The following is a 26,670-nucleotide window of genomic DNA, read 5'->3' as shown; positions in this document are numbered from 1 at the left end:
ATACCCCCCCCCCCCCCCCGGGGGGGGGGCCCCCCGGGGGGGGGGGGGGGCCCCGGGGGGGGGGGGGCGGGGGGGGGGGGGGCCCGGGGGTCGCGCCCCCCCCCCCCGCGGGTCGACGGAACGGCGTCACTTCGCCAGGAAGGCGAGGAGGGCGGTGTTGACCTCCTCGGCGTGGGTCCACAGCAGGCCGTGCGGGGCGCCCTCGATCTCGACGTAGTCGGCCGCCGGAAGTGCCTTGTGGAAGGGGCGGGCGGTGCCCTCGGCGGGCAGGATGCGGTCGGCGGTGCCGTGCAGGATCAGGGCGGGCACGTCGACGGCGGGGATGTCGGCGCGGAAGTCGGTGTACCAGGTCGCCGGGGCGGCGGACGCGGCGAAGGAGCCGCCGCGGGCCGCGGTGTCCCAGCTGTGGCGGACGGCCTCCTCGCTGATCCGGGTGCCGAGGTTCTCGTCGAGGTTGTAGAAGTCTTCGAAGAACGCCGTGTAGTAGGCGTAGCGGTCGGCCTTGACGGCGGCGACGACTCCGTCGAAGAACTCCTTCGGGGCGACGCCGTCCGGGTTGTCGTCGGACTTGAGCAGGCAGGGCTCCAGGGAGGCCAGGAAGGCGACCTTGGCGACGCGGCCGGAGCCGTACGCGGACACGTAGCGGGCGACCTCGCCCGTGCCCATGGAGAAGCCGACGAGGACGGCGTCGTTCAGGTCGAGGGTCTCCATCACGGTGTTCAGGTCGGCGGCGAAGGTGTCGTAGTCGTAGCCGGTGCTCGGCTGCGAGGACTGGCCGAATCCGCGGCGGTCGTAGGTGATCACGCGGTATCCGGCGTCGAGCAGGGCGGCCGTCTGGCGCTCCCAGGAGTGTCCGTCGAGCGGGAAGCCGTGGATGAGGACGACCGGCCGGCCGGCGCCCTGGTCCTCGTAGTACAGCTCGATCGGGCTGGTGTTCTCCTGGCCCACGGTGATGTACGGCATCTTCGTCTCCTCGGTGCGGTCTTGGCTGGTCCGCGCCTCTGTGCGGTGCGGACGTCCGTCACGCTATGGCCCGGAAAGGGCCCCCTCTTGCCGTGTCACGCACCGGGTCTTGCCCGTGAGCGCAGTGTTCGCGTCGTGCCGGTTCGGTCGCGCTCCCGATCGGGGAGGGAGGGGGGCTCCGCCCGGCCACGGCCCCGGTCGTGCCGGCACGCACAAAAGCCGTGGAGCCCCGCTTCGGGTCGAAGCGGGGCTCCACGGCGCGGTCGGGTTCAGAGCCCGAAGCGGGCGCGGTGCGGCTCGGGCACCAGGTCGGCGTACTCGGGGTGCTCGCCGATCCATCCCCGGGCGAACGGGCAGTACGGAAGGACGCGCAGCCTGCGCGCCCGGGCGTCGCCGAGGGCCTCGTCGCGGGCGAGGGTGACGCCGTCGCCGCGGTCAGACCGGTCCGCCGCCGGTCACGACGGCGTCGTACGCGTCCCTCAGCCGCGTACCAGGGGGGTGTCCACGAGGTGCTCGGCCAGGAACCAGACCTGGGCCTCGCCGGTGCGGACGACGTCGGAGACGAGCAGGTCGGCGCTGCCCTCGTCGCCCTCCCCGGAGAGCCGGGCGGCGGCGTCCCGGGCGTCGATCAGGATCCGCTCGTGCGCGTCGAGCAGCCGCGACAGCATGACGGGCACCGGCTCCACGCCGTCCGGCGGCCGGGGGATCACCGTCAGTTCCGCGACGTGGCGAGGGTCCCCGACGGCGACGCCGCCCAGGCTCTGGACCCGCTCGGCCAGCGCGTCCACGATGGCCAGCTGGGCCTCCGCGTGCTTGTCCAGCATGACGTGCAGCGGGTAGAAGGTCGCCCCGCGCATCAGCCAGTGGTGCTTCTTGTAGAGGGAGTAGAGGATCTGCGTGTCGGCGAGGACCCGGTTGAGCCGCTGGCAGGCGTACATGCGGGTGTCATGGCCGAGGCCGATCGGCAGCTGCTTGAGCGTGCCGAACGCCTGTGTCTCGGCGCCCTTCTGATGCAGCAGCGGCTGACCACCGCCGTGCGGTGCCGTGAGGGTGTCCATGGGGTGCTCCTGTTCGGGAGGGAAGAGGGGAGGGGCCCGGTCGCCCGGCCGGGGGTGCGGGCGGCCGGGCCCGGTCCGAGCGGCTCGCGCCGGGGGCTCAGCCCTCGGCGGTCGCCGGGGCGGCGGGCCGGTGCAGGACCAGCCGGGCGATCAGGCCGGAGCCGAGACCGGCCACGAGGACGGGCGCGGCCCACCATCCGGGGTACGGGGCGAGGCCGAGGACCGCGTCGAGGGACCGGGCACCGGGCCCGGTGGCGGCGAGGGCGGCGGCGGTGCCGATGAGGACGAGCGGGTACTCGTACCCGTCGTGCTGCACCCACAGGCCGTTGCGCCACTTCACGGTCAGCGCGACCGTCATGACCCCGATCGTGCCGGTCGCGGCGAGCGGGGTGAGCAGGCCGGCGGCGAGCAGCAGACCGGACCCGATCTGGCCGCCGCCCGCCGCCAGGGCGGTGAGGACACCGCCGCGGAATCCGTCGGCGCGGAACTCCTCGGCCCCGCCCTCGAGTCCGCCGCCGCCCAGGTGCGAACTGACCTTCTGCACTCCGTGGCCGGCGACGAGCAGGCCCACCAGCAGCCGCAGGACGAGAATGCCGGTGTCCACGGAGATCAGCCCGCCGCGTGCGCGCCGATGACCGTCTGCGCGTACACGACGCCCAGGCCGTAGGCGCCCGCGTGGGCCTTCACTATCTCCATGACCGCGGGGTACGTCTCCTGGCGCGCCCAGTCGCGCTGGAGCTCCAGGAGCACCTGCACCCAGGTCACCGGCACGGCGCCGGCGGCGGTCATCCGCTGGATCGCGTGCTCGTGGGCGGCCGGGGTGACGCCGCCGGAGGCGTCGGCGACGACGTAGACCTCGTACCCCTGGCCGAGGGCGGAGAGCGCGGGAAGGACGAGGCAGACCTCGGTCCACAGGCCCGACAGAATGATCTTCTTGCGTCCGGTCGCCCTGACCGCCGCGACGAGCGCCTCGTCCTCCCAGGCGTTCATGGTGGTGCGGTCGATGACCTCGTGCTGGGGGAAGACCTCGGCGAGCTGGGGCAGCAGGGGGCCGGAGAAGGACTCGGCGGCGACCGTGGTCAGGACGGCCGGCACGTCGAACGCCTTCGCCGCCTTGGCGAGGCCCACGGTGCTGTTGATGATCGCGGCGCGGTCGCCGCTGCCGGTGCCGAAGAACATCTGCGGCTGGTGGTCCACGAACAGCATGACCGAGTTGTCGGGCGTGAGCAGGTCCTTGCTCGGAGCGGCCTGCACCTGGGAGATGTCGAACACGAGGGGTCCTTTCGGAACTGTCGGTGGCGTGCCCGTCGCGCGTCGCGACCCGGCACTCCCGCACGCTACGAGCGGCCGGACCGGCCGGGTTGCCCTCCTGCGCACAGGACTGACACCACAGCGCACAACCGGCCGCTACACCCGCGCCCCCGGTCCCCCGGTCCCCCACTGACGTTCGTTTCCCCCTACGGGCCGCGTCGGCCGCGAAAGCCGTTGCCCTCCCGATCGGGGGCGGGCCGATGCCCTTCGGAGCGGCCGTGCAAGAAGACCATGGCGGCTGTCCGCATGCGGCGGCGGCGAACTGTGGTGTCCCACCACATACGACGGTGACCTGCGTGTTCCTACCGTGTGGCGACACGTAGACGTCCCCCGTACCTGCCTGGAAGTGGTGCACATGGCCGCCGCAAGAACCGCTCCGACGCCGCCCGGACCCCTCAAGCGCATCGTCGCCGCCAGCCTCATCGGCACGACCATCGAGTGGTACGACTTCTTCCTCTACGGGTCCGCCGCCGCGCTCGTCTTCAACAAGCTGTTCTTCCCCGAGTCGGATCCGCTCGTCGGCACGCTGCTCTCCTTCCTCACCTACGCCGTCGGATTCGCCGCCCGACCGCTCGGCGCGCTGGTGTTCGGGCACTACGGGGACCGGCTCGGGCGGAAGAAGCTGCTGGTGCTGAGCCTGCTGATGATGGGCGGGGCGACCTTCGCGATCGGCCTGCTGCCCACGCACGCGACGGTGGGGGCGGCCGCCCCGCTGCTGCTCACCGCGCTGCGGCTGGTGCAGGGCTTCGCCCTCGGCGGCGAGTGGGGCGGCGCCGTGCTGCTGGTGTCGGAGCACGGCGACGCGAAGCGGCGGGGCTTCTGGGCGTCGTGGCCGCAGACCGGCGCCCCGGCCGGCCAGCTGCTCGCCACCGGCGTGCTGTCGGCGCTGACCGCGCTGCTGTCCGAGTCGGCGTTCACCTCGTGGGGCTGGCGGATCCCGTTCCTGCTCTCCGGCGTGCTGGTGATGGTCGGCCTGTGGATCCGGCTCTCCGTGGACGAGTCGCCGGTCTTCAAGGCCGCCCTCGCCGCCGCCGAGGAGCGCAGGGCCGCCGACGCCGGCGCCGAGCGGCCGCCGCTCGTCGCCGTCCTGCGCGACCACTGGAGGGACGTCCTCGTCGCGATGGGCGCCCGCATGGCCGAGAACATCTCCTACTACGTCATCACCGCCTTCATCCTCGTCTACGCGACCACCTCCGTCGGCCTGTCCAAGCAGACCGCGCTCAACGCCGTCCTCGTCGGCTCCGCCGTGCACTTCGCCGTCATCCCGCTCTGGGGCGCGCTCTCCGACCGGATCGGCCGCCGCCCGGTGTACCTGATCGGCGCGGTCGGCGTCGGCGCCTGGATGTTCCCCTTCTTCGCCCTCATCGACCGGGGGTCCTTCGGCAGCCTGCTGCTCGCCGTGACCGTCGGCCTGGTCCTGCACGGCGCCATGTACGCCCCGCAGGCCGCGTTCTTCTCCGAGATGTTCGCGACCCGGATGCGGTACTCCGGCGCCTCGATCGGCGCCCAGTTCTCCTCCGTCGCGGCCGGCGCGCCCGCCCCGCTGATCGCGACGGCGCTCCTCACCGAGTACGACGGCTCGACCCCGATCGCCCTGTACGTGATCGCCGCCGCGCTGCTCACGGTGGTGGCCGTCGCCTGCGCCCGGGAGACCCGCAACGCCGACCTGGCCGAGGCGGACGGGCCGGCGGCCCCGGTCGCCCGCGTCGGCGCCGACGCCTGACACCCGACCCCTGCGTCCGCGTCCGCGTCCGTATCTACGGAGAGCCGGCCCCGTGCCCCGGGAGGGGGCGCGGGGCCTTCGCCGTGCCGGGTCAGTCGCGGGAGACGGGCGAGGACAGGGCGTGCAGACGGAGCGCCAGCTGTATCTCCAGGGCGCGGGCGGGCGACTGCCAGTCCGGGCCGAGCAGCCGGCCCACCCGCTCGAGGCGCTGGGCCACCGTGTTCACGTGGACGTGCAGGTCGTCCTTGGTACGGGCCGGGCTCATGCCGCAGGCGAAGTACGCCTCCAGGGTGCGCACCAGGTCGGTGCCGCGGCGCCCGTCGTACGCGACGACCTGGCCTATCGTGCGCTCCACGAAGCCGCCGATGTCGCGCCCGTCGGCGAGCAGCAGCCCGAGGAAGCCGAGGTCCTCGGCCGCCGCCCCCTCCCCCGTGCGGTGCAGCCGCCGGAGCGCGTCGAGGCAGCGGCGGGCCTCCTGGTACGCGCCGGCCACCTGGTCCGGGTGGTCGAGGGGCGCCCGCACGGGCGCGGAGGCGCCGACGGTGACGGGTTCGCTCAGGGCGCCGCCGAGGTGGCGGGCGGCCTGGCGGGCCAGTTCGGCGGCGTCCTCGCCGGGGCGCAGCGGCAGCAGGAGGACCGTGCCCCCGTCCCGGGCGGAGGCGAGGCCGCTGCGGGTGGCGGCCAGGTGGGAGGCGGCGGACCACAGGCGCTGCCGGTCGGCGCCCTCGCGGCCCTGCGGCTCGGCTCCGCCGGCGGGGCCCGCCCGGTCGATGCCGGCGGCGAGCACCACGTGCGGCGCGGCGCTGTCGGTGCGGAGGCGGGCGGCGCGCTCGCGCAGCAGGCGGCGGTCGCGGTCGGGGGCGTCGAGGAGGTCGTCGAGCAGCTCGCCCCGCACCCGCTGTTCGGCCTCGCCCGCCGAGCGGCGGGCGAGCAGCAGGAGGGAGGTGACGAGCGCGGCCCGCTCCAGGGTGCGCAGGTCGACGGGGTCGAGGCCGGGCCGGCCGCGCAGGACGAGCGCGCCCAGGTCTTCGCCGCCGGCGGAGACGGCGGCGACCCAGTCGTCGCCGTCCCTGACCGCGTGCCCGCCGGCCCCGCGGGCGGCGCCGGCGGTCGTCCCGGTGAACTCGACGGTGCCGCCGAGGACCTCGGAGACGGCCTCGGCGACGTCGTGGACGCCGCCGCCGCGCAGCACCAGCTCGGAGAGGCGGTCGTGGACCTCGGAGGCGCGCTCGATGACGGCGCTGTGCTCGCGGATGATGTCGTTGGCCCGCTCCAGCTCGGCGAGGGCGGAGCGGGTCTCGGCGAGCAGGTTGGCGGTGTCGATGGCGACGGCCGCGTGGGCCGCGAAGGAGCCGAGGAGGGCGACCTGCTCGCGCTCGAAGACCCTGGCCCGGCGGTCGGCGGCGAAGAGCACGCCGATGACCTGGCTGCCGAGGGTGAGCGGCACGCCGAGGATGGCGACCAGGCCCTCGTCGCGGACCGCGGTGTCGATGGTGCGGGTGTGCTGGAAGCGGGCGTCGTCGAAGTAGTCGTCGGTGACGTACGGCCGGGCGGTCTGGGCGACCAGTCCGCCGAGGCCCTCGCCCATGCCCAGCCTCAGCTGCTGGAAGCGGGCCGAGACGGAGCCCTCGGTGACCCGCATGTAGGTGTCGCCGGCCGCCGGGTCGTTGAGGCTGAGGTAGGCGACCTCGGTGCCGAGGAGGGAGCGGGCGCGCTGGACGATGGCGCGCAGCACGGCGTCGAGGTCGCGGAGTCCCGCGAGGTCGTGGGCGGTGGCGAAGAGCGCGGACAGCTCGGCCTCGCGCCGGCGCCGGCCCTCCAGCTCGGCGCGCACCCGCAGCGCGAGCTGCTTGGCCTCTTCGAGCCCGGCCAGCGCCTCGGGTCCCGCGCCGCTCGCGCGGGCGAGGAGCACGGGTCGGTCGTATGCCTCCGTGGCGGCTCCCCGGGCGAGGAGTTCCAGATAGGAGACGTGTTCGTGGGACATGGACACAGGGATACCTGCCGGAGGCGGGCCGGCACCACCCTGTGGACGACTTCCTGTGGACGACGCGTGCCCGGGGAGGGGCGAGCGCGTCGGTGGGCGGTCCAGCCGCCGTCGAGGGTGAGGGAGGTGCCGGTGATGAAGGCGGCCTGCGGGGTGCGGAGGTGGGCGACGGCCTCGGCCACCTCCTCGGGTTCGACGAGGCGTTTGAGGGCGGAGTCCTTGAGGACGACCTCGGTGAGGACGCGGTCCTCGGGGATGCCGTGGGCGGCGGCCTGGTCGGCGATCCGGCGTTCGACGAGCGGGGTGCGGACGTGGCCGGGGCTGACGCAGTGGGAGGTGACGCCGTGCGGGGCGCCTTCCGGGGCGGCGGTCCTGGAGAGGCCCTCCAGGCCGTCGGCGGCGCGGTCGACGGCTCTGACCCGGGCGCCCGCCGCGGCGAGGCGCGGCGCGCAGGCGCGGCCGATGCCGCCGACCGCGCCGGTGACGAGCGCGGTGCGGCCGCCGAGGTCGAGGGCCGCCGGACGCGGCGGCCCGGCCGGGGCGGTGGGCTCGGCGGTGCCGGACGCGGTGGTGCTGGTGGTGGGGGCGCTCATGCTCCGCACCCTGGGGACGGGCCGGGACCGCACCGATGTGCGTCCGGCCCGTACTTCAGCCGCGGTCCGTGGTGCGGAACCACGCGGGTTCGTCGGCGAGCGCCTTCTCGATCCGCCGGAGGGAGAAGCGCTTCATCTCGGGGAGGGCGTCGATCTCGAACCAGCCGACGTCGGTCGACTCGTCGTCGTTGACCCGGGCCTCGCCGCCGACGGCCCGGCAGGCGAAGGTGACGTCCATGAACTGGCAGATGTCGCCGTTGCCGTAGACGACCGGCTTGCGCAGCGTCTCGACCAGGAGGATCCGCTCGGCCACGCAGACCACCCCGGTCTCCTCCTCGACCTCGCGGACCGCCGCGTCCGCGGGCTGCTCGCCGGGCTCGACGATGCCGCCGATCACGGACCAGGTGCCGTTGTCGGCGCGGCGGCCCAGCAGGACCCTGCCCCGGTCGTCGAGGACGACGGCGCTGACGCCGGGCAGGAAGAGGAGCTGCTGCCCGGCGGTCTTGCGCAGTTCGCGGATGAAGTCAGGGGTAGCCATGCGACCGACCCTAGATCATCGTGCCGGTCGGCCCCCGGGGTCAGGACCGCGCGCGGCGGGCCCGTACGGCGCGAGCGGCGGCCCAACCGAGCCCGGCGGCCGCGACGGCGGCGAGCAGGGCCTCGGGGAGGGTGCCGAGCCGGGTCGCGGGGGTCCGCGTGGAGCGCAGGGGGACCTCCTCGACCAGGTAGTCGGGGGTGAACATCGCGGTCCGGGAGACGATCTCGCCGTCGGGGCGGATGATCGCGCTGACGCCGCTGGTGACGGGGACGACGACGGAGCGGCTGTGCTCCACGGCCCGCACGCGGGACATGGCGAGCTGCTGGTAGGTCATCTCGCTGCGGCCGAAGGTGGCGTTGTTGCTGGGGACGGTGAGCAGCTGCGCGCCGTGGGTGACGGTGTCGCGGACGGCCCAGTCGAAGGCGGCCTCGTAGCAGGTGGCGAGGCCGACCCGGGTGCCGGCGAGGTCGAAGACGCCGACCTCGGTGCCGGGGCCGAAGTCGCGGGCCACGCGGTCCACGTTGCTGTTGAAGAGGCGGACGACCGACCGCATCGGGATGTACTCGCCGAAGGGCTGGACGTGCCGCTTGTCGTAGGTGGCGACGGGTCCGCGGCCGGGCTCCCACTGGATGAGGGTGTTGCGGAGCTTGCCGGTGGGCGGGGCGATCACGGCGCCGACGACCGTGGGGGCCTTGACGGCGTCGACGGCGCCCTCGATGACGGCGGCGGCGTCCGGGTTGGCGTAGGGGTCGATGTCGGAGGAGTTCTCCGGCCACAGGACGAAGTCCGGCTGGGGCTTCGTCCCGGCCTTCACCTCGGCGGCGAGTTCGCGGGTGCGGGCGGCGTGGTTGTCGAGGACCTGGCGGCGCTGGGAGTTGAAGTCGAGGCCGAGCCGGGGGACGTTGCCCTGGATCGCGGCGACGGTGGCGGTGCCGTCCTCGGGGGCGTCGCTGACCAGGGGCAGGGCGGCGACGGCGCCGGTGACCGGGACAAGCACGGAGAGCGCGGCGGCGGCGAGCGGGCCGCGCGGGACGGTGCCGGTGGCGCGGTGGAGGCGGAGCACGCGGACCGCCTCGTAGAGGCCGAAGCCGCACAGGGCGGCGGCGAAGCCGAGCACGGGCGTGCCGCCGACGGCGGCGAGGGGGAGGAAGACGCCGTCGGCCTGGCCGAAGGCGATCTTGCCCCAGGGGAAGCCGCCGAAGGGCACGCGCGCGCGTGCCGCCTCGGCGAGGATCCACACGCCGGCGGCGAAGACCGGCCATCCGGGCAGCCGGGAGACGGCGGCGATGCCGAGTCCGGCGGCGGCGACGAAGAGGGCCTCGACGGCGGCGAGGGCGAGCCACGGCACCGGGCCGACCTCCTCGCCGGTCCAGACGAGGAGCGGCAGGAGGAAGCCGAGTCCGGCGAGCTGGCCGAGGCCGAAGCCGGCGCGGAGGCGGCGGCCGTACAGGCTCCAGCCGAGGAGGGCGAAGGCGGGCAGCGCGAGCCACCACAGGGGGCGCGGCGGGAAGCTCAGGTAGAGCAGGACGCCGGAGAGCAGGGCCGCTCCGGGGCGGACGAACCGCGTGGCCCGGGCGAAGCGGCGCGGTCGGGCGTCGGTCGCGGGCGCGTCGTCGGCGGCTCCGGCCGCCTCGGGGGTGATGGTGGTGCTCACCTTGCGGAGTGTACGGGGCGTGCCTGTTGACGCCCGGCCCGGCAGGGTGCGGGGCCGGGCCGCGCGCCCGGGCCTGCGGGGCCGCGCCACCGGTGCGCGCCCGGGCCGGTCAGGCGCCGGCGGGGGTGTGCGGCGGGGTGGGGCGGCGGAGGTGGTCGCGGATGGAGTCGACCGCTCCTTCCGCGCCGTCGACGGTGACGGTGAAGCTCCGCCCGTCGGCGAGGCGCACCACCAGGCCCTCGCCCCGGCGGACGACGACGGCGGTGCCCAGGTCGGGGCGCCAGCGGTAGCCCCAGCCGCCCCAGTGCCGGGGGGTGACCCGGGGGGCGTAGTCGGCTTCGACGACCTCGGTGAGCGGGATGGTGCGGCGCGGGAGGCCGATGTGGCCGCAGCGGACCTCCATGGCCCGCTCGTCGACGCGGACCTCCACGTGGACGAAGGCGAGGGTGCCGCAGAGGACGAGGAGTCCGGCGGCGACGCAGCCGAAGACGGCCATGACGAGGGCGGTGACGCCGGAGGTCCAGGGGGACGCGACGGCGAGGGCGATCCCGAGCGCCATGAAGGCGGCGCCGGCCGCGGCGGCGATCCACTGGAAGCGGTTGGTCGCGCGGCCGGTCCAGACGGCGGGTCGGAGCCCGCCGGTGCCGTCCTGCCGGGTTTCCTTCCTCATGTCGGGAATATTACCCAGCCCTGTCCGGTTCAGCGCGGCGGAACGGAGCGCTCCGGTGACCCTGGGTGACGGTTCAGAGCGAGGGGGCCGGGGCGGCGGCCAGGAGGCGGCCCGCGGCATAGGCGAGGGCGGCGGCCGGCAGCGGGCCGGGGCGTCCGCTCAGCAGGACGGAGAGGGTGCCGGTCGGGGCCGCCGAGGGGGCCGGCTCGGCACCGACGCGGCGCAGGGCCTGGGCGGCGACGGCGTCGGCGGAGCCGTGGAAGACGAGGGGCGGCAGACCGGGCCGGCGGCGGGGGGCCAGGGCGGCGAGGATCCGGTCCTCGACCAGTTCGTAGTGGGTGCAGCCGAGGACGAGGGCACGGACGTCGGGCGGGGTGAGCTCGGCGGCGGCGGCGACGGCCCGGGCGACGGCCTCGGGGTCGGCGTGCTCGACGGCGTCGGCGAGGCCGGGGCAGGGCACCTCGGTGACCTCGGCGCCCGCGGCGAACTCGCGGATGAGTCCGCGCTGGTACGGGCTGCCGGTGGTGGCGGGGGTCGCCCAGATGGCGACCTTCCCCCCGGCCGCGGCGGCCGGCTTGATCGCGGGGACGGTGCCGATGACCGGGACCGCCGGTTCGAGGGCGGCGCGCAGGGCGGGGAGCGCGTGCACGGAGGCGGTGTTGCAGGCCACGATCAGCGCGTCCGGCCGCCGGTCGGCGGCGGCCCGGGCGACGGCCAGGGCGCGCCCGGTCAGGTCCTCGGGGGTACGCGGTCCCCACGGCATGCCGTCGGGGTCGTTGGAGAGCAGCAGCTCGGCGTCCGGACGGAGCCGGCGCACCGCGGCGGCCGCCGCGAGGAGGCCGATTCCGGAGTCCATGAGCGCGATCTTCACCCGGTCACCCTAGCCGATGGGCCCCTCGCGCCCGGTGTTCTGGGGCAGACTGCGGCAAATGAGCACCCTTGCCTGGTTCGCGTGCGCCTCCCTGCTCGTCTGGCTCTGGCTCCTGCTCGGCCAGGGCTTCTTCTGGCGCACCGATCAGCGCCTGCCCCGGACCTCGCGGCGCTCCGGCGGGGGCCACGCGCGCGCGGGGGCGGAGGAGTGGCCCGGCGTCGTGGTGGTGGTGCCGGCGCGGGACGAGGCCGGGGTGCTGCCGCTGAGCCTGCCGTCGCTGCTGGCCCAGGACTATCCGGGCCGGGCCGAGGTGATCCTGGTGGACGACGGGAGCACCGACGGGACGGGGCGGCTGGCCGGCGAGCTGGCCGCGCGGCACGGCGGGCTGCCGCTCACGGTGGTGTCGCCGGGCGAGCCGGAGCCGGGATGGACGGGGAAGCTGTGGGCGCTGCGGCACGGCATGGCGCTGGCACGCGCGCGGGGGCCGGAGTTCCTGCTCCTCACGGACGCGGACATCGCCCACGGGGCCGACAGCCTGCGCCTGCTGGTGGCCGCGGCCCTGGACGACGACCGGGACCTGGTCTCGCAGATGGCCCGGCTGCGGACGGCGGGTTTCTGGGAGCGCCTGGTGGTCCCGGCCTTCGTCTACTTCTTCGCCCAGCTCTACCCCTTCCGCTGGATCAACGCCGACCGGCCGCGCGCGACGGCCGCGGCCGGGGGGTGCGTGCTGCTGCGGACGGAGGCGGCGGTGGCGGCCGGGGTGCCGGACGCGATCCGCACGGCGTTGATCGACGACGTGTCGCTGGCGCGGGCGGTGCGGGCGGCCGGCGGCCGGATCTGGCTGGGGCTGGCCGAGCGGGTCGACTCGGTGCGTCCCTATCCGGGGCTCGGGGAGCTGTGGCGGATGGTGACGCGGAGCGCGTACGCCCAGCTCCGGTACCGCCCGTCGCTGCTCCTGGGGACGGTCGCAGGGCTCGTGCTCGTCTATCTGGTGCCGCCGGCCGCGCTGGTCGCGGGGCTCGCGGCCGGGGACGGGCCGGCGGCGTGGGCGGGCGGGGCCGCGTGGGCGGTGATGGCGGGGACGTACGCGCCGATGCTCCGCTACTACCGCAGGCCGGTGTGGACGGCTCCGCTGCTGCCGTTCACCGCCCTCCTCTATCTGGTGATGACGGTGGATTCGGCGGTGCTCCACCACCGCGGGCGGGGCGGGGCCTGGAAGGGGCGGGTCCACTCGGGAAGCCGGGCGGCGGCGGGGGGCGCGGAATTCACTCCCCGCCACGGGGAGTAACACGGCGAATTCGGCGCGTGTGCGCACTGCCCTTCGGTGCCGGATTGACGTTTCGGCATACCCAAGATCACTTCTCCCACTCCTTCCGGTCTCCTTTTCTTTATCCGTTCTTCATACCGGGCGGAGGGTTCGGCGCCGTCCGGCCCGACCCATCGGTAACCCCCTCTCAGCTCGGGTTTTGCGCGATCATGGGACAGCGGAGTGCCCGTTTTTGGCATGTTCGCTCGGGTTGGGGATCCACGGCCGCCGGAAGCCCGTCAAAGAAGGTGTTGAGCGGGCTCCCCAATCGGCAGATCGTGGGCTTAACTTATGTGCCATGACCTCCCCCCGCTCCAGCTATGGAGGCGGTTACCACACCGCGCCGTCCTTCCCGGACACCCCTATCTACGACTCCCTGGTCGCGGAGCGGGGCACGCCTCAGATCGCCCCGATCCGAGTGCCCGCCGCGTACGAGGCCCCCACCGGATACCCGGCTCCCGTCGGCTACCAGCCGCCCGCGCCGACCGGCTCCTACCTGCCGGCGCTCCCGGCGGCCCTGCCCGCCCTCCCCTCAGCGCCGTCCCCCCAGCCGGCGCCCGCGTACCAGGGCGGCTACGGCTACCCGCAGCCGGCCCCGCAGATGGCGCCCGCGCCGCTGCAGCCGGCGCCCACGCCGTACATCCCGCAGCAGCCCGCGGCGCCGCGCGGCTACCCGGGGGGACCGGTCCCGCAGCCGGCCCGCCCGATGGCCACCGGCTACGAGGCGATGCGCCCGGCCGCCCCGCGCCCCGCACCGGCGCCGGTCCCGGCCCCCGCGCAGTACCACGACCCGTACAACCGCCCCTACCAGGGCGGCGGTTACTGACGGGCCGCGCGGAGCCCGTCCCGCCGGGGACGGAGCGGCTGGCAGGATGGGCCCATGGCTGATCCCGTCCTCCGCTCCGTCCACGTCCATCCGGTGAAGGCCCTGCGCGCGCTCGACCGCGCGGAGGCCGAGGTGCAGCCCTGGGGCCTCGAGCACGACCGCCGCTGGGCGGTCGTCGACGCCCGCGGCACGGTCATGACCCAGCGCCGCCACCCCCGGCTCGCCCTCGCGTCCGCCGAACCCCTCCCCGACGGCGGGCTGCGGCTGACCGCTCCCGGCCGCGAGCCGCTCGTGGTCGCGGTGCCGGAGCCCTCGGCCACGGTGACCGCGGACGTCTTCGACCAGGCCGTGGAGACGGTGCCGGCCGGCGAGCCCGCCGCCGCCTGGTTCTCCGCCCACCTGGAGACCGACGCGCGCCTCGTGCACCTGGACGCGCCAGAGCACCGGCGCCCGATCGACCCCGCGTACGCGCGGCCCGGCGAGACCGTCAGCCTCGCCGACGGCTACCCGCTGCTCGTCACCTCCACCGCCTCCCTCGACGCGCTGAACTCCCTGATCGAGCGGGGCGACCACGCCCACGAGGGCCCGCTGCCGATGACCCGCTTCCGGCCCAACCTGGTCGTCGACGGCACCGAGGCGTGGGCGGAGGACGGCTGGACCCGGCTCGCCGTGGGCGAGGTGACCTTCCGGGTGGCCAAGCCGTGCGGGCGGTGCGTGGTGACCACCACCGACCAGACCACCGCCGCCCGCGGCAAGGAACCCCTGCGGACGCTCGGCCGCCACCGGAAGCTGAACGGCAAGCTGGTCTTCGGCCAGAACCTCGTCCCGGAGCACCGGGGGACCGTCCGCGTCGGCGACCCGGTGAAGGTCCTCGACTGACCCCCGGCCCCTCCCCGCTCGACAGGCGAACCGCGCGCCCCGCGGGCACACTCGTCGGAGGAGCGACGAACGAGGGGGTTCCTGCACATGCGCGCAGTCACCGGTCTCTGGCGCTGGCGGCACAATCCCCTGCGCCGCGGGACGGACCTGGTCGAGGCGTGGGTGGCGCTCGTGGCCGCCGTCACGCTGTGCGCGGCGGTGCCCGCGGCCGGCTGGGCGGCCGGGACCGCGGCACAGCACTCGCTCCAGCGCGCCGTCCACGCCCAGCAGGCCGGACGCGTGGAGACCACGGCCCGTGTGCTCCGCTCCGCCCCGACGCCGCCGAGCGCCGCGGCGTCGAGCGAGCAGGCGGCCGAACAGCGGTTCCGGCGGGCGGTCGTGGCCCGCTGGACCGCCCCGGACGGCACCTCCCGCACGGGCACCGTCACCACTTCCCGGGGCAGTTCCGCGCCCGGCGACTCCTTCGCGCTGTGGACCGACCGGGACGGCCGGCCCGTGTCCGCGCCGCTGGGCCGCGACACCGCCCGGGCCCACGCCGTCCTCGTCGGCCTGACGGTGGCCGTCCTCGCCGGAGTCGCCGTCGAGCTCGTGCGGCGGCTGGTGATGCGGCGGTTGCGGCTGCGCCGGTACGCACGGCTGGACCGCGCGTGGGCGTCGGTCGGGCCCGACTGGGGACGGACCGGCACCGGGAGCTGACGCTCCCCTGGAACCGGAGGTTCCGTGCCCCGTACGGGTGCGGCTCGACGACCCGTCAACCCCGCGCCGCCTCGCGCGCTACGGTGGGACACCGGATCCACGCTCCACGAGATTGGATCCAAAATTCGGGATCCACGATCGTGGATCCCCTACCACTGGATCCACCACACCGGATCCTGGATCCGGTTCAGCGTCGACGCACGAGGCGGGGGCAGAGCACACCCATGGCACAGGGCACGGTCCAGGTGACGCACACCGGCACGTCGCGGTGGCGGCGCCGCACGGGCGAGTACGCCTCCCTCGCCGCCGCACTGGAGGCGGCCGGCGACGGCGACGTCCTCACCGTGGCGCCCGGCACGTACCGCGAGAACCTCGTCATCACCCGGGCGGTGACCCTGCGGGGCCCCGAGGACGGGGCGGGGCCGGTGCGGATCGCGCCGCCCGACGGGGTGCCGCTGACGCTGCGCGCCTCGGCCGTCGTGCAGGACCTGCACATCGAGGGCCAGGACATGGCGGCGCCGGCGCTGCTCGTCGAGGACGGCACGCCCGAGCTGCTCGACCTGCGGATCATGACGCGGTCGGCCGCCGGGATCGAGGTGCGCGGACGGGCCCGGCCGACCGCCCGCCGCTGCACGGTCGACAATCCGGCCGGGGTGGGCATCGCCACCGTCGACGGCGCGGGCGGGGTCTTCGAGGAGTGCGAGGTCGTCGCGGCCGGGCAGGCCGGGATCTCCGTGCGCGGCGGGGCGCACCCCCGGCTCGAACGCTGCCGGGTGCACCACGCCTCCGGCGCGGGGATCGCCGTCACCGGCGAGGGCAGCGGCCTGGAGGGCATCGGCTGCGAGGTGTACGAGATCAAGGGCGCCGGGCTCCAGATCGCGGCCCGCGCCACCGCGCACCTGGTCGACTCCTCCGTGCACCGCACCTCCGCCGACGGCGTCACCCTCGACACCGACGCCGTGCTGACGCTCTCCGACTGCGACATCCACGACGTGCCCGAGAACGCGGTGGACCTGCGGTCGCGGTCGGTGCTCACGCTCACCCGGTCGACCGTGCGCCGGTTCGGGCGCAACGGACTGTCCGTGTGGGACCCCGGCACGCGGGTGGACGCCCACCAGTGCGAGATCCACGACAGCACGGGCGACTACCCGGCGGTGTGGGTGAGCGACGGCGCGAGCGCCGTCCTCGACGCGTGCCGGGTGCACGACGTGCCGGACGCGCTCTTCGTGCTGGACCGCGGCTCGCGGGTGGACGTGGTGGACAGCGACCTCACGCAGGTGCGCAACACCGCCGTGTCGGTGAGCGACGGCGCCACCGCCCAGCTCGACGACTGCCGGATCAAGGAGGCCTCCACCGGAGCCTGGTTCCGCGACCACGGCAGCGGCGGCACCCTCGCCAACTGCACCGTGGACACCGTGCAGACCGGCGTGATCGTCACCAAGGGCGCCGATCCGACGGTGGAGCGCTGCGTGGTGACCTCCCCCGCCGAGGCCGGGTTCTACGTGTCGGCGGAGGGCCGGGGCACCTTCCACGGCTGCCGCGTCACGGGCAGCGGCGGCTACGGCTTCCACGTGATGGACGGCTGCCGGACGGTGCTGCGCCGCTGCCGGACCGAGCGGTGCGCGCGCGGGGGGTACGAGTTCCCCGAGGACGGACCCGTGGTCGAGGACTGCACCGGCGACGAGAGCGCCGTACGGACCCCGCCGGTGCCCGAGCCCGCGGTGGCGCCGGTCCTGACGGCCGCCCAGCACTCCCCCGGCCTGCTCGGCGCCTATCCCCCGCCGCGTGCCGCCGCGCCGGCACCCGCGCCGGCGGCGGCGCCGGCCGCCGTCCCGGTGCCCGCGCCGCGGTCCCCCGACGACGTGCTCGGGGCGCTCGACGCGCTGGTCGGCCTGGACAGCGTCAAGCACGAGGTGCGGACGCTCACCAACATGATCGAGGTGGGCCGGAAGCGGCGGGAGGCCGGGCTGAAGGCCGCCTCGGTCCGCCGCCACCTCGTCTTCACGGGGAACCCAGGCACCGGCAAGACCACGGTCGCCCGGCTCTACGGCGAGATCCTCGCCTCGCTCGGCGTGCTGGAGCGCGGGCACCTGGTGGAGGTCTCCCGGGTCGACCTGGTGGGCGAGCACATCGGCTCGACCGCGATCCGCACCCAGGAGGCGTTCGACCGGGCGCGCGGCGGGGTGCTGTTCGTGGACGAGGCGTACGCGCTGTCGCCGGAGGACTCGGGACGGGACTTCGGGCGCGAGGCGATCGACACGCTGGTGAAGCTGATGGAGGACCACAGGGACGCGGTGGTGGTGATCGTGGCCGGCTACACCGCCGAGATGGAGCGCTTCCTGACCGTCAACCCCGGTGTGGCGTCCCGCTTCTCACGGACCATCAGCTTCGGCGACTACACGCCTGAGGAACTGCTGCGGATCGTGCGGCAGCAGACGGACGAGCACGAGTACCGGCTCGCGGAGGGCGCGGAGGACGCCCTCCTGGCGTACTTCGAGAAGCTGCCGAAGGGGCCGGCCTTCGGCAACGGGCGGACCGCGCGCCAGACCTTCGAGTCGATGGTGGAGCGGCACGCGGGCCGGGTCGCCGTGCTCGCCGAGGCGAGCACGGACGACCTGACCCTGCTCTACCCGGAGGACCTTCCCGAGCTGCCCTGACCCGAACCGTCCCGCCCCGGACCGTTCCGGCCGAGGCCGTCCTCGTCCATGAGGCGGTCGGTCCGCTGGCGGGGCAGCGCGGGCAGCAGCCGGTCCAGGAGGGCGGCCCGGCAGATCGCGAAGGCCGGGTCGGCCTGGTAGTCGGAGTGGCCGAGGACCGGTTCGGGCAGCGGGTGGGCGGGGGTGCGTCCGTACGCGACCGGGTCGCGCAGCGCCGGGGCGTCGACGGCGGGGCGGCCGTCCTCCGCGGGCACCCGGACGGGGCCGCCGATGGGGTCGGTGGCGCGGTGCAGGTTGGTCCAGCAGTGCACGGCCCGGTGGAGTCCGCGCAGCGCCTCGGGGCCGAAGTAGGCGGGGAACCAGCGGCCGTAGAGCCGTTCCAGCGGGGAGCCGTAGGTGAGGAGGGCGACCCGGGCGCGGGTGGCGGAGGGCAGCTGCCAGACGGCCGCGGCGGCGAGGACGCTGCCCTGGGAGTGGCCGGAGATGACCAGCCGGCCGCCGGTGTTCCGGGTCCAGGAGCTCATGCGCCAGGTGAGGTCGGGCACGGCCCGCTCGGCGTAGCAGGGCGGTGCGAAGGGGTGGGCGGCGCGCGGCCAGAAGGTGCCGACGTCCCAGAGGATGCCGATGGTGCGGCGGGCGGAGGCGTCGCGGTAGGCACGGCGGCCCCAGGTGACGAAGAGCAGGAAGCCGAAGCCGATCATCCAGGAGCCGAGCGCCTGGGTGGTGGCGGCGAGGGCGGCGATCGCGGGGTGGGCGCCGGAGAAGGCGCGGCCGGGGACCGCGTCGCTGGCCCAGGCGCCGGCGACGGAGGCGGCGCCGAGCAGCAGCGCGGTGCCGGAGACGACGGCGACGAGCACGGGGGCGGAGTCGGTGAGCGAGGCGCGGGCGCGGCTCGCGGCGATCTGGCCGGTGCGGACCGGGTCGGGGCGTTCGCCGGCGTAGTCGGCCTCCACGGCGGCCCGCAGCCGGCGGGCGGCGAGCGCGGTCCGGACGCCGAGGAGCGCGGCGGGCGCGAGCAGCAGCAGGAGCAGGACGGGGATGACGGACGCCTGCCAGCTGAGGAGGACGGGCGGGCCGACGAGGGGGCTGCCGTCGGAACCGGGGGTGGCTGCCCCGTCGAGCCAGTCCGCGACCCACTGGGCGACGCCGCCGGACATGACCCCGCCGAGCGCGCAGGCCAGCACGGCGGTGGCGGGCCCGCCGAGTCCGGCGAGGGCGGTACGGGGGTCGCGCCGGGGCCGCTGGAGCAGCAGGGCGACGGCTCCGAGGGCGACGACGAGGCCGCCCTGGGCGAGGGTGAGGGTCCCGAAGGCGGTGTTCCCGGGGAGGGAGCCGGTGGAGTGGCGGCCGGGCCGGGCCCAGGCGGTGTGCAGGGCGGTCAGCGCGAGCAGGACGAGGGCGGCGGCCGGCAGGCGGGTGAAGAGGGAGCGCTCGACGCGCTGGTCGAGCCGGCGTTCGCTGCGGCCCCGGCCGCAGACCGCCCACAGGACGAGCACGGCGCAGGCCGCCAGGGCGGCCCGCAGGGCGAGTCCGCCGGCGGCGAGGGCTCCGGTGTCCTGCCGGGCGGGGGCGGCGGCGAGGGCAGCGGCGACGGTGAGGAGGCCCGCGGCGGTGTGCGCGGCGCGCAGCCGGGCGACGAGCCGCCTCCCGTACCAGAATCCGGGCCGGCCGAGCGCGGGGCGCGGGTCCCCGGCCGGTACGGCGGCGGCGTCGGTGGGCGGGCGCTGGGCCTCGTACGCGCTCCAGGTGCGGTGGGAGAGGTACCAGAGGAGGCCGACGAGGGCGGTCGGGAGGACGGCGGCGAGGGCGAGGCGGCGCCCGGGCTGCGACCACCAGCCGCCCCGGTCGGCGGAGAGGAAGCCGAGCCAGGCACGGCCGTCGGCGCAGGCGGGGGTTCCGGCGCACTGCCAGGCCGTCAGGTCGAGGGCGACCTCGCAGGCGGCGGCGGTGAGCAGCACGGTGAGGCTGAGGGCCAGGAGGCGGACGAGGACGCCGTAGAGCCGGACGAGGCCGGGGCGCCCGGTGGCGGGCGGTCGCATCCAGTGCGCGAGGTTGACCACCATGAAGGGCAGGAGCAGCAGCCAGAGGGCGCGGGCGCCGTCGCCCGAGGTCAGGTGGGACCAGACGTACGCCTCCGGCACCGGCCGGGACGCGTACCGCTCGGGATGGTCCTCGGCGTCGAGGTCCCCGGCGCGCCGGTGCACGGCCGCGGTCTCGTCGCCGGTGACCCGTACGGTCCTGGGGTCGTCCAGCATGGACTGGGGGGTGGCGCCGCCGACTCCGTGGACGAGGAGTTCGAGCGCCGCGCCCCCGTGCTCGGGGGCGGGTGTGGCAGGGGACACTTAGGAGTCTTCCTCTCGTGAGTGGGAGGATGCGACGTCGGCTCCAGGATCGCGGACGACCGCGCGCCCGCGCACGGTCTCTCACCGAATCCGACAGCCATCCCCTCGTCTCCTGCGGAAGGACCGGCCCCGGCGGTGACTGACAATCAGAACCTCCTCGCGGAGCAGCGGCGCGCCCTGATCCTCGACGAGGTGCGGCGCCGCGGCGGCGTACGGGTCAACGAGCTGACGCGGCGGCTGAGCGTCTCGGACATGACGATCCGCCGCGACCTGGACGCGCTGGCCCGGCAGGGCGTGCTCGCGAAGGTGCACGGCGGGGCGGTGCCGGTGTCGGAGCCGAGCACGCACGAGCCGGGTTTCGAGGCGAAGTCGGCGCTGGAGCCGAGCGCGAAGGACGAGATCGCCCGGCAGGCGGCGGCGCTGGTGCTGCCGGGTTCGGCGATCGCGCTGTCCGGCGGGACGACGACGTACGCGCTGGCGCGGCAGCTGCTCGACGTGCCGGACCTGACCGTGGTGACGAACTCGGTCCGGGTCGCGGACGTCTTCCACGAGGCGCGCCGGGCGACCGGCGAGGGCCGGGGGGCGCCGACGGTGGTGCTGACGGGCGGGGTGCGGACGCCGTCGGACGCGCTGGTGGGGCCGGTGGCGGACCGGGCGGTCCGCTCGCTCCACTTCGACCTGCTCTTCCTGGGGGTGCACGGGCTGTCGGTGGAGGCGGGGCTGTCGACGCCGAACCTGGCGGAGGCGGAGACCAACGGGTGCCTGATCCGTTCGGCGCGCCGGGTGGTGGTGGTCGCGGACCACACCAAGTGGGGCACCGTGGGCCTGAGTTCGTTCGGTTCGCTGGACGAGGTGGACACCTGGGTGACGGACCGGGGGATGGCCGCGGAGGTGCGGGCCGAGGTCGCGGAGCACGTGCCGGGGCTGCTCGTGGCCGGCGAGGCGGCGACGTGAGCCGTTTCCGTGTGGTGCGCTCGGTGCCGCTGGCGCCGGAGGAGGCGTGGCGGCGGCTGACGGACTGGCCGGCGCACGGCCGGCAGGTGCCGCTGACGCGGACGACGGTCCTGACGTCCGGCCCGAACCGGGTCGGGACGCGTTTCACCGCGCGCACCGGGCTCGGTCCGCTGGGCTTCGACGACCCGATGGAGGTGGTCCGCTGGGAGCCGCCGCGCGCGGAGCGGCCCGGGGTCTGCCGGCTGGAGAAGCACGGGCGGTGGGTGCGGGGCCGGGCGGAGATCGAGGTGGCGGCGGAGGCCGGGGGCTGCCGGGTGGTGTGGACCGAGGAGCTGTCGGTGCGCGGTGTGCCGGGGGTCTTCGACGGGGTGCTGGCGCGGGCGGGCCGGGTGGTGTTCGGCCGGGCCCTGGACGGGCTGCTTGGCGGCGGGCGGCGGCCGCACGACCCCCAATCCTCGAACGGGCTTTCGTCTTGACGGCTCGTCGGCTAGGGTGCCTCTTCCCTCGATCCGGGAGGTCCGGTCCATGCCACGCCGACTGCGGCCGGTGGAGCTCGACTTCACCGCCACCGCGCCCGTCCGCCTCGCCTTCGAGGCCGTGCTCCAGGCCCCGCCCCCGGCGGTCTACCGCTCGATAGCGGTCGAAGTGGGCAGTCTGCCCGCCTGGTTCACCCCGGTCGCCTCGGCCGTCCCGCTGGACGACGGGGCGCGCCGGACGATCCGGCTGCGCGGCGGGATCTGCTTCGAGGAGACGGTCCTGGCCTCCGAGCCGGACCTGCGCTACGCCTACCGGGTCGACCTGACCAACGCGCCCGCGGTGTCGGCGCTGGCCGAGGAGTGGGCCCTGGCGCCGGAGGGCGCCGGGACCCGGCTGCGCTGGACGATGGCGGCCGACGGCCCCGCGCCGTTCCGCGCGGGGCTGCGGCTGGCCTCGCCGGGCCTGGGCCTGTCCTTCCGCCGGGCCGCGGCGCTGCTGGACCTGCGGCTCACTCCGGCCAGACGCCCGTCTCCAGGAACCGCTCGATAGCCGCCGCGTACGGGGCGATGTCGAGGCCCTGGCCGGCGAGCCAGTCGTCGGAGTAGTACTTGTCGAGGTAGCGCTCGCCGGGGTCGCAGATCAGGGTGACGACGCTGCCGGTGCGCTCCTCGGCGACCATCTCGGCCACGATCTTGAGGGCGCTCCACAGGCCGGTGCCGGTGGATCCGCCGGCCTTCCGTCCGATCGCGCTCTCCAGCGCGCGGACGGCGGCGACGCTCGCCGCGTCCGGGACCTTCATCATGCGGTCGACGGCGCCGGGTACGAAGCTGGGCTCCATCCGGGGCCGGCCGATGCCCTCGATGCGGGAGCCGCAGTCGGCGGTGGCGTCGGGGTCGTGGTGCACCCAGCCGTCGAAGAAGCAGGAGTTCTCCGGGTCGGCGACGCAGATCCGGGTGTCCTGCTGGGTGTAGTGGACGTAGCGGGCGATGGTGGCGGAGGTGCCGCCGGTGCCGGCGGTGGCGACGATCCAGGCCGGCTCCGGGTAGCGCTCCAGCCGCAGCTGCTGGTAGATCGACTCGGCGATGTTGTTGTTGCCGCGCCAGTCGGTGGCCCGCTCGGCGTAGGTGAACTGGTCCATGTAGTGGCCGCCGGTGCGCGCCGCGAGCGCCGCGGCCTCCTGGTACATGGTGCGCGAGTCGTCGACGAAGTGGCACTGCCCGCCGTGGAATTCGATGAGCCGGCACTTCTCGGGGCTGGTGGTGCGGGGCATCACGGCGACGAAGGGGACGCCGATGAGCTTCGCGAAGTACGCCTCGGAGACGGCGGTCGAGCCGCTGGACGCCTCGATGACGGGCTTGCCGGGGCGGATCCAGCCGTTGCAGAGCGCGTAGAGGAAGAGCGAGCGGGCGAGCCGGTGCTTGAGGCTGCCGGTGGGATGGGTGGACTCGTCCTTGAGGTAGAGGTCGATGCCCCACTTCTCGGGGAGCGGGAAGCGCAGGAGGTGGGTGTCGGCGGAGCGGTTGGCGTCGGCCTGGACCTTGCGGACGGCCTCCTTCAGCCAGGCGCGGTAGGCCGGATCGCTCCGGTCGACGTCCGCGGTGGCGACGGCGGCCGCGTCCAGAGGGGGTCGGGGGGTGGTGCTCAACGGTTCTCTCCTCGCTGTCCCGCCGGGGCGGACCCTGGCTTCCCACCCTCGACGATACCCCTCTCACCTGGGCAAACGATCTCTTTGACGGTCCATAGGAAGGCCTTGGGGAGCAGGTGTGCGAGGCTCCCTGGTGCCCGTCCCTGCGGCCCGGCACACTGGGTGGGGACGGTCGTACGGAAGGGGTGGACGGCATGGCGGAAGCGGAGTTCAGCGCCAGGGGCGTACGGATCGCGCGGTGGCCGCGCTCGCTCACCCGGGCCGGGGAGGTCCGCATCGAGGACGGCCGGCTCGCGCTGCTGACGAGTTACGGCTCCGAGATCGACAGCGCGCCCGTGAAGGCGGTGCGGGCGGGGCGGCCGTGGTTCGCGAAGGCGGACGAGACGGTGGCGAAGGTGAACGGCACCCGCTACCGGCTGACCATGGACGGCGCCGGGGAGGACGACGCCCGGGACGCCGAGCAGGCGGGCCGCTTCCTCGCCGCGCTCAGGCGGGCGGCCGGCGGCAGGTGACGGAGGGCTCCGGAGCGGGGCGGGCGACCGCGGCTCCGGGGCGCTGACCTGGGGAAGCTCGCGGCGGGTTGCGGGGCGGTGACGGGTGGCTCACGCTGGAACCACCTCACTGAGGGTTCAACGGTGGTGACACTGTGCTCAGTGCGCCGCCCTGATGTACCGCAGGACAGATCCGAATCTCCGTCTTCTTCAGGACTACTTCGGGGAGTCGCAGCCGTGATCAGCGAGCCGAGCAGGTATTACGCGGTGGAGCTCCAGGCCCTGCCGTCGCGGATCGGACAGATCCGCAGGATCGTCTCCGCCCATCTGCGCCATTGGCAGCTCGACGACCTGGTCGATCCCGTCCAACTGGGACTGACCGAGTTGTTGAGCAACGTGCACCGCCACGCGCAGCCCGACAAGGAGTGCACCGTCGAGCTGGAACTCCTGCTCGACCGGCTGACCGTCTCGGTCCGGGACAACGACCCCCGGATGCCGGTGGCGACGGAGTCGGCCGCCCTCGACCTGTGGGACGAGCCGGACGCGCTCGCCACCTCGGGCCGCGGCCTCGCCATCGTCGGCGCGCTCAGCGACAGCTGGGGCGTCCGGCCCCGGGGCGCGAGCGGGAAGGTCGTCTGGTTCACCCTGACGGCACCGCCGTGCGCCGACGGCCCGGCCCTGGCCGGTGCCGAGGCCGACTTCGACTTCGGCTTCGTGCCCCTGGCCCCGGTCGTCTCGTACAGCCGACTGGCCGGCATCCCCCTCGGCACGCCCGCGGACGCCCCGGCGCTCGCGGCGAGTGCCGGGCGCGGGGTCTGACCTCAGGCCGCGGCGACCAGGGTGAGATAGGCGATGCCGAGGACGTTCCGGTAGCCGTCGAGCCAGGCGGAACGCTGCCGGTCGACCCGCTCGCGGGTCTCGGCGGCCAGCGGGTGGTCCGGATGGGCGGCGAGCCACAGCTCCGTGTCGTGCCGGTAGCCGGACTCGAAGGCCTCCCACTCGTCGCGGCCCGCCGTCTCGATCCAGGCCGGCCGGAAACCCGCCCCGATCGCCAGGTCGACCAGCTCCCCCAGCGGGAAGTGGTCGGCGGCGGACGCGCCGGGCCACATCCGGGCGAGTTCCGCCTCCGTCGGGGTCCGCTCCCAGAACCCCTCGCCGAGCACCACCGTGCCGCCGGGCCGGACGAGCCGGCGCAGCTCGCGCAGCGCCTCCGCCGGGTCGTGGGGCAGCTCCGGGTCGCACAGGGCCTGGCTGGAGCCGAGGCAGAGGATCGCGTCGACGGGGCCGCGGCCGGTGCCGCGGGCGGACTCCTCGACGAAGACGACGCGGTCGGCGAGGCCGCGCTCCGCCGCGAGCGCGCGGCCCCGGGCCAGGTCCTCGCCGTTGACGTCGATGCCGGTGCCCTTCGCCCCCGGCACCGCGTCGAGGACGCGGAGCAGCAGTTCGCCCCAGCCGCAGCCGATGTCGAGGACGTCGGCGGGGCCGGATCCGGCGATCCTGCGGAGGAGGCGCTCGGCCCGCTCCTCGGAGAGCGGACCGTGGAAGGTGAGGCTGCCCAGGCGGGGCGGGAGCGCGGCGTCGGAAGTGGTCACGGGCGGCGACGCTACCGGTCACGGCGCCGCACGCCCACCCCTTTTCCCGCACGTCCCCCCGGTGTTCCTCGCCCCCGGGAGCCGCACGGGGGCGGTGCCTCGCGTCCCGCCGGCGTACGGGACGGGCCGGGGGCGCCGGCGGGCCGGGGGCGCGGGCCGGGCCGGCTCCCGCCGGGTCAGACGGGCGCGCCGCCCAGGGCGGTGAGGGGGTCGTCGAGGACCGGCTGCCAGGCGAGTTCGGCCGCGCCCACCAGGCTGTTGTGGTCCAGGGTGCAGGGCAGGATCGGGACGCCGCCGCTGCGGCCCCACAGGCTGCGGTCGGCGACGACCGCGCGCAGGCGCTCCGGGTCGGCGTCGAGCAGCTCGCGGTGGAGGCCGCCGAGGATGATCCGGTCCGGGTTGAGGATGTTCACCAGGCCGGCCAGGCCCAGGCCGAGGCGGTCGATCAGCTCCTCCACCGCGGCCCGCACACCCGGGTCGTCCGGCGCGGTCCGCAGCAGGTCGCGGGCCTGCTGGAGCAGGGAGACCTCGGGGCCGGGCTCGCGGCCCGCGACCGTGAGGAAGGCCAGCGGGTCGGTCTCGACGTCCAGGCAGCCGCGGCCGCCGCAGTGGCAGGGGCGGCCCTCCGGGTTCACCGTCAGGTGGCCCACCTCCAGCGCGAGCCCCGAACTGCCCGTGTGGAGCCGCCCGTCGAGGACGAGCGCCCCGCCGACGCCCCGGTGTCCGGTGGCCACGCACAGCAGGTCGCGGGCGCCGCGCCCGGCTCCGTGCCGGTGCTCGGCGAGCGCGGCGAGGTTCACGTCGTTGGCGGTGAAGGCCGGGCCCTCGATGCCTGCCTCCCGGACCCGCTCGGCGAAGATCTCGCGGACCGGCGCGCCCGCCGGCCAGGCCAGGTGGAGCGGGTTGAGCGCGGTGCCCTCGGGCTCGGCGACCGCGGACGGCACGGCGAGTCCCGCGCCGACGCAGCGCCGCCCGGTCTCGCGGAGCAGTGCGGCGCCCGCGTCCACGACGGCGCCGAGGACCTGGGCCGGGTCGGCCGAGACCGTCACCGAGCCGGGAAGGGTGGCGACGAGCGTGCCGCCGAGGCCGACCAGCGCGGCCCGGAATCCGTCCGCGTGGACCTGGGCGGCGAGCGCCACCGGCCCCTTCTCGTCGACGGCGAGCCGGTGCGAGGGCCGGCCCTGGGAACCGGCGGCGGCCCCGGGGTTGGAGTCGACCCGGATGAGCCCGAGGGCCTCCAGCTCGGCGGCGACGGCCCCGGCGGTGGCGCGGGTGACGCCCAGTTCGGCGGTGAGGACGGCCCGGGTCGGCGCCCGGCCGGTGTGCACCAGCTCCAGCGCGGGGCCGAGCGCGCTGCGCCCCCTGTCCAGCCGAGTACGCGTCGTCGTCGCCTTGCCGTTCATGGGCCCGAGTCTCGCATGATCGGGTCCGCCCGCCGGA

24 protein-coding genes and 2 pseudogenes are annotated in these 26,670 nt (G+C 75.4%); 11 read left to right on the top strand and 15 right to left on the bottom strand.

Features of this window, described 5'->3' with window-relative positions; translation table 11 throughout:
* Positions 1–126 precede the first annotated feature (126 nt).
* The 5 genes and pseudogenes from ACFW6A_RS29230 to ACFW6A_RS29210 all read right to left on the bottom strand — a co-directional run bounded on the left by ACFW6A_RS29230 (position 127) and on the right by ACFW6A_RS29210 (position 3,293).
* Positions 127–963, bottom strand: a complete 837-nt coding sequence (locus ACFW6A_RS29230) for an alpha/beta hydrolase (protein WP_351847828.1) — start codon at positions 961–963, stop codon at positions 127–129.
* Positions 964–1,232: 269 nt separating this feature from the next.
* Positions 1,233–1,358, bottom strand: a pseudogene (locus tag ACFW6A_RS29225) (GNAT family N-acetyltransferase); the annotation flags it as partial.
* An 84-nt stretch (positions 1,359–1,442) separates the two neighbouring features.
* Positions 1,443–2,021: a DNA starvation/stationary phase protection protein gene (locus ACFW6A_RS29220; protein WP_351847830.1), complete on the bottom strand. Its 579-nt coding sequence runs from the start codon at positions 2,019–2,021 to the stop codon at positions 1,443–1,445.
* 97 nt (positions 2,022–2,118) lie between these two features.
* Positions 2,119–2,625 (bottom strand): DoxX family membrane protein, encoded by a 507-nt coding sequence (locus ACFW6A_RS29215; RefSeq protein ID WP_351847833.1) that lies wholly within the window; start codon positions 2,623–2,625, stop codon positions 2,119–2,121.
* A 5-nt stretch (positions 2,626–2,630) separates the two neighbouring features.
* Positions 2,631–3,293, bottom strand: a complete 663-nt coding sequence (locus ACFW6A_RS29210; RefSeq protein WP_351847835.1) for a hydrolase — start codon at positions 3,291–3,293, stop codon at positions 2,631–2,633.
* A gap of 394 nt (positions 3,294–3,687) precedes the next feature.
* On the opposite strand from ACFW6A_RS29210, the gene ACFW6A_RS29205 reads away from it, so the two are divergent.
* Positions 3,688–5,055: an MFS transporter gene (locus ACFW6A_RS29205; RefSeq protein WP_386644175.1), complete on the top strand. Its 1,368-nt coding sequence runs from the start codon at positions 3,688–3,690 to the stop codon at positions 5,053–5,055.
* Between the two features lie 91 nt (positions 5,056–5,146).
* Here ACFW6A_RS29205 and ACFW6A_RS29200 read toward each other — a convergent pair whose 3' ends face one another.
* The 6 genes and pseudogenes from ACFW6A_RS29200 to ACFW6A_RS29175 all read right to left on the bottom strand — a co-directional run bounded on the left by ACFW6A_RS29200 (position 5,147) and on the right by ACFW6A_RS29175 (position 11,365).
* On the bottom strand, positions 5,147–7,039 hold the full coding sequence (locus ACFW6A_RS29200; protein WP_351847840.1) for a GAF domain-containing protein: 1,893 nt from the start codon (positions 7,037–7,039) through the stop codon (positions 5,147–5,149).
* Between the two features lie 92 nt (positions 7,040–7,131).
* Positions 7,132–7,632: pseudogene (locus ACFW6A_RS29195) on the bottom strand (SDR family oxidoreductase); the annotation flags it as partial.
* Positions 7,633–7,687: 55 nt separating this feature from the next.
* Positions 7,688–8,170 carry an NUDIX domain-containing protein gene (locus tag ACFW6A_RS29190; protein WP_386644172.1) on the bottom strand — a complete coding sequence of 161 codons (483 nt, stop codon included), beginning with the start codon at positions 8,168–8,170 and terminating at the stop codon, positions 7,688–7,690.
* A gap of 40 nt (positions 8,171–8,210) precedes the next feature.
* On the bottom strand, positions 8,211–9,824 hold the full coding sequence (gene lnt, locus ACFW6A_RS29185; protein WP_386644169.1) for an apolipoprotein N-acyltransferase: 1,614 nt from the start codon (positions 9,822–9,824) through the stop codon (positions 8,211–8,213).
* Positions 9,825–9,933: 109 nt separating this feature from the next.
* The gene (locus ACFW6A_RS29180; RefSeq protein WP_386644166.1) at positions 9,934–10,494 is read right to left on the bottom strand and encodes a hypothetical protein; all 561 of its coding nucleotides are present in this window, start codon (positions 10,492–10,494) and stop codon (positions 9,934–9,936) included.
* Positions 10,495–10,567: 73 nt separating this feature from the next.
* Positions 10,568–11,365: an aspartate/glutamate racemase family protein gene (locus ACFW6A_RS29175; protein WP_351847850.1), complete on the bottom strand. Its 798-nt coding sequence runs from the start codon at positions 11,363–11,365 to the stop codon at positions 10,568–10,570.
* Positions 11,366–11,423: 58 nt separating this feature from the next.
* Between ACFW6A_RS29175 and ACFW6A_RS29170 the strand changes: the two genes are divergently transcribed.
* The 5 genes from ACFW6A_RS29170 to ACFW6A_RS29150 all read left to right on the top strand — a co-directional run bounded on the left by ACFW6A_RS29170 (position 11,424) and on the right by ACFW6A_RS29150 (position 17,729).
* A complete protein-coding gene (locus tag ACFW6A_RS29170) occupies positions 11,424–12,653 on the top strand; it encodes a glycosyltransferase (protein ID WP_351847853.1) in 1,230 nt (409 codons plus the stop codon).
* A 316-nt stretch (positions 12,654–12,969) separates the two neighbouring features.
* Entirely contained in the window at positions 12,970–13,497 is a 528-nt protein-coding gene (locus ACFW6A_RS29165) for a DUF6643 family protein (RefSeq protein ID WP_386644163.1), read from the top strand.
* 54 nt (positions 13,498–13,551) lie between these two features.
* A complete protein-coding gene (locus ACFW6A_RS29160; protein WP_351847859.1) occupies positions 13,552–14,376 on the top strand; it encodes an MOSC N-terminal beta barrel domain-containing protein in 825 nt (274 codons plus the stop codon).
* An 87-nt stretch (positions 14,377–14,463) separates the two neighbouring features.
* A complete protein-coding gene (locus tag ACFW6A_RS29155; RefSeq protein WP_351847862.1) occupies positions 14,464–15,072 on the top strand; it encodes a hypothetical protein in 609 nt (202 codons plus the stop codon).
* Positions 15,073–15,296: 224 nt separating this feature from the next.
* Positions 15,297–17,729: a right-handed parallel beta-helix repeat-containing protein gene (locus ACFW6A_RS29150; protein WP_386484577.1), complete on the top strand. Its 2,433-nt coding sequence runs from the start codon at positions 15,297–15,299 to the stop codon at positions 17,727–17,729.
* Here the strand turns inward: ACFW6A_RS29150 and ACFW6A_RS29145 are convergent.
* The gene (locus ACFW6A_RS29145; RefSeq protein WP_386644159.1) at positions 17,699–20,071 is read right to left on the bottom strand and encodes a hypothetical protein; all 2,373 of its coding nucleotides are present in this window, start codon (positions 20,069–20,071) and stop codon (positions 17,699–17,701) included. The two genes, ACFW6A_RS29150 and ACFW6A_RS29145, sit on opposite strands and share 31 nt — an antisense overlap.
* 135 nt (positions 20,072–20,206) lie before the next feature.
* On the opposite strand from ACFW6A_RS29145, the gene ACFW6A_RS29140 reads away from it, so the two are divergent.
* Genes ACFW6A_RS29140 through ACFW6A_RS29130 form a run of 3 tightly spaced genes read left to right on the top strand, consistent with a single transcriptional unit; the run spans position 20,207 to position 22,051 of the window.
* Positions 20,207–21,025 (top strand): DeoR/GlpR family DNA-binding transcription regulator, encoded by an 819-nt coding sequence (locus ACFW6A_RS29140; RefSeq protein WP_351847872.1) that lies wholly within the window; start codon positions 20,207–20,209, stop codon positions 21,023–21,025.
* Positions 21,022–21,501, top strand: a complete 480-nt coding sequence (locus ACFW6A_RS29135) for an SRPBCC family protein (protein ID WP_386644156.1) — start codon at positions 21,022–21,024, stop codon at positions 21,499–21,501. Before ACFW6A_RS29140 ends, ACFW6A_RS29135 begins: the two co-directional genes overlap by 4 nt.
* Positions 21,502–21,550: 49 nt before the next feature.
* Positions 21,551–22,051 carry an SRPBCC family protein gene (locus ACFW6A_RS29130; protein WP_386644153.1) on the top strand — a complete coding sequence of 167 codons (501 nt, stop codon included), beginning with the start codon at positions 21,551–21,553 and terminating at the stop codon, positions 22,049–22,051.
* Here the strand turns inward: ACFW6A_RS29130 and ACFW6A_RS29125 are convergent.
* Positions 22,011–23,147, bottom strand: a complete 1,137-nt coding sequence (locus ACFW6A_RS29125) for a PLP-dependent cysteine synthase family protein (protein WP_386644150.1) — start codon at positions 23,145–23,147, stop codon at positions 22,011–22,013. The genes ACFW6A_RS29130 and ACFW6A_RS29125 overlap by 41 nt on opposite strands.
* A gap of 194 nt (positions 23,148–23,341) precedes the next feature.
* Here ACFW6A_RS29125 and ACFW6A_RS29120 point away from each other — a divergent pair, with 194 nt between their 5' ends.
* Together ACFW6A_RS29120 and ACFW6A_RS29115 are read left to right on the top strand one after the other, a co-directional pair.
* On the top strand, positions 23,342–23,659 hold the full coding sequence (locus tag ACFW6A_RS29120) for a hypothetical protein (protein WP_351847889.1): 318 nt from the start codon (positions 23,342–23,344) through the stop codon (positions 23,657–23,659).
* Between the two features lie 216 nt (positions 23,660–23,875).
* Complete coding sequence (locus tag ACFW6A_RS29115) at positions 23,876–24,457, top strand: ATP-binding protein (protein WP_351847893.1); 582 nt, start codon at positions 23,876–23,878, stop codon at positions 24,455–24,457.
* A 2-nt stretch (positions 24,458–24,459) separates the two neighbouring features.
* On the opposite strand, the gene ACFW6A_RS29110 is transcribed toward ACFW6A_RS29115, so the two are convergent.
* Both ACFW6A_RS29110 and ACFW6A_RS29105 read right to left on the bottom strand, forming a co-directional pair.
* On the bottom strand, positions 24,460–25,230 hold the full coding sequence (locus ACFW6A_RS29110; RefSeq protein ID WP_351847898.1) for a methyltransferase: 771 nt from the start codon (positions 25,228–25,230) through the stop codon (positions 24,460–24,462).
* A gap of 176 nt (positions 25,231–25,406) precedes the next feature.
* Positions 25,407–26,633: an ROK family protein gene (locus ACFW6A_RS29105; RefSeq protein ID WP_351847902.1), complete on the bottom strand. Its 1,227-nt coding sequence runs from the start codon at positions 26,631–26,633 to the stop codon at positions 25,407–25,409.
* Between the last annotated feature and the right edge of the window lie 37 nt (positions 26,634–26,670).

Source organism: Streptomyces sp. NPDC058758 (assembly GCF_042746075.1).
GTDB lineage: Bacteria > Actinomycetota > Actinomycetes > Streptomycetales > Streptomycetaceae > Streptomyces.
Note: the sequence above shows the minus strand (reverse complement) of the source record. Positions and strands in the feature narration are given on the sequence as shown.

Bases quoted from the DNA above. Each gene is read 5' to 3' on its own strand.
- ACFW6A_RS29230 (WP_351847828.1), bottom strand. From the start codon at position 963: ATGCCGTACATCACCGTGGGCCAGGAGAACACCAGCCCGATCGAGCTG.
- ACFW6A_RS29220 (WP_351847830.1), bottom strand. From the start codon at position 2,021: ATGGACACCCTCACGGCACCGCACGGCGGTGGTCAGCCGCTGCTGCAT.
- ACFW6A_RS29205 (WP_386644175.1), top strand. From the start codon at position 3,688: ATGGCCGCCGCAAGAACCGCTCCGACGCCGCCCGGACCCCTCAAGCGC.
- ACFW6A_RS29200 (WP_351847840.1), bottom strand. From the start codon at position 7,039: ATGTCCCACGAACACGTCTCCTATCTGGAACTCCTCGCCCGGGGAGCC.
- ACFW6A_RS29190 (WP_386644172.1), bottom strand. From the start codon at position 8,170: ATGGCTACCCCTGACTTCATCCGCGAACTGCGCAAGACCGCCGGGCAG.
- ACFW6A_RS29180 (WP_386644166.1), bottom strand. From the start codon at position 10,494: ATGAGGAAGGAAACCCGGCAGGACGGCACCGGCGGGCTCCGACCCGCC.
- ACFW6A_RS29170 (WP_351847853.1), top strand. From the start codon at position 11,424: ATGAGCACCCTTGCCTGGTTCGCGTGCGCCTCCCTGCTCGTCTGGCTC.
- ACFW6A_RS29165 (WP_386644163.1), top strand. From the start codon at position 12,970: ATGACCTCCCCCCGCTCCAGCTATGGAGGCGGTTACCACACCGCGCCG.
- ACFW6A_RS29160 (WP_351847859.1), top strand. From the start codon at position 13,552: ATGGCTGATCCCGTCCTCCGCTCCGTCCACGTCCATCCGGTGAAGGCC.
- ACFW6A_RS29155 (WP_351847862.1), top strand. From the start codon at position 14,464: ATGCGCGCAGTCACCGGTCTCTGGCGCTGGCGGCACAATCCCCTGCGC.
- ACFW6A_RS29150 (WP_386484577.1), top strand. From the start codon at position 15,297: ATGGCACAGGGCACGGTCCAGGTGACGCACACCGGCACGTCGCGGTGG.
- ACFW6A_RS29130 (WP_386644153.1), top strand. From the start codon at position 21,551: ATGCCACGCCGACTGCGGCCGGTGGAGCTCGACTTCACCGCCACCGCG.
- ACFW6A_RS29120 (WP_351847889.1), top strand. From the start codon at position 23,342: ATGGCGGAAGCGGAGTTCAGCGCCAGGGGCGTACGGATCGCGCGGTGG.
- ACFW6A_RS29105 (WP_351847902.1), bottom strand. From the start codon at position 26,633: ATGAACGGCAAGGCGACGACGACGCGTACTCGGCTGGACAGGGGGCGC.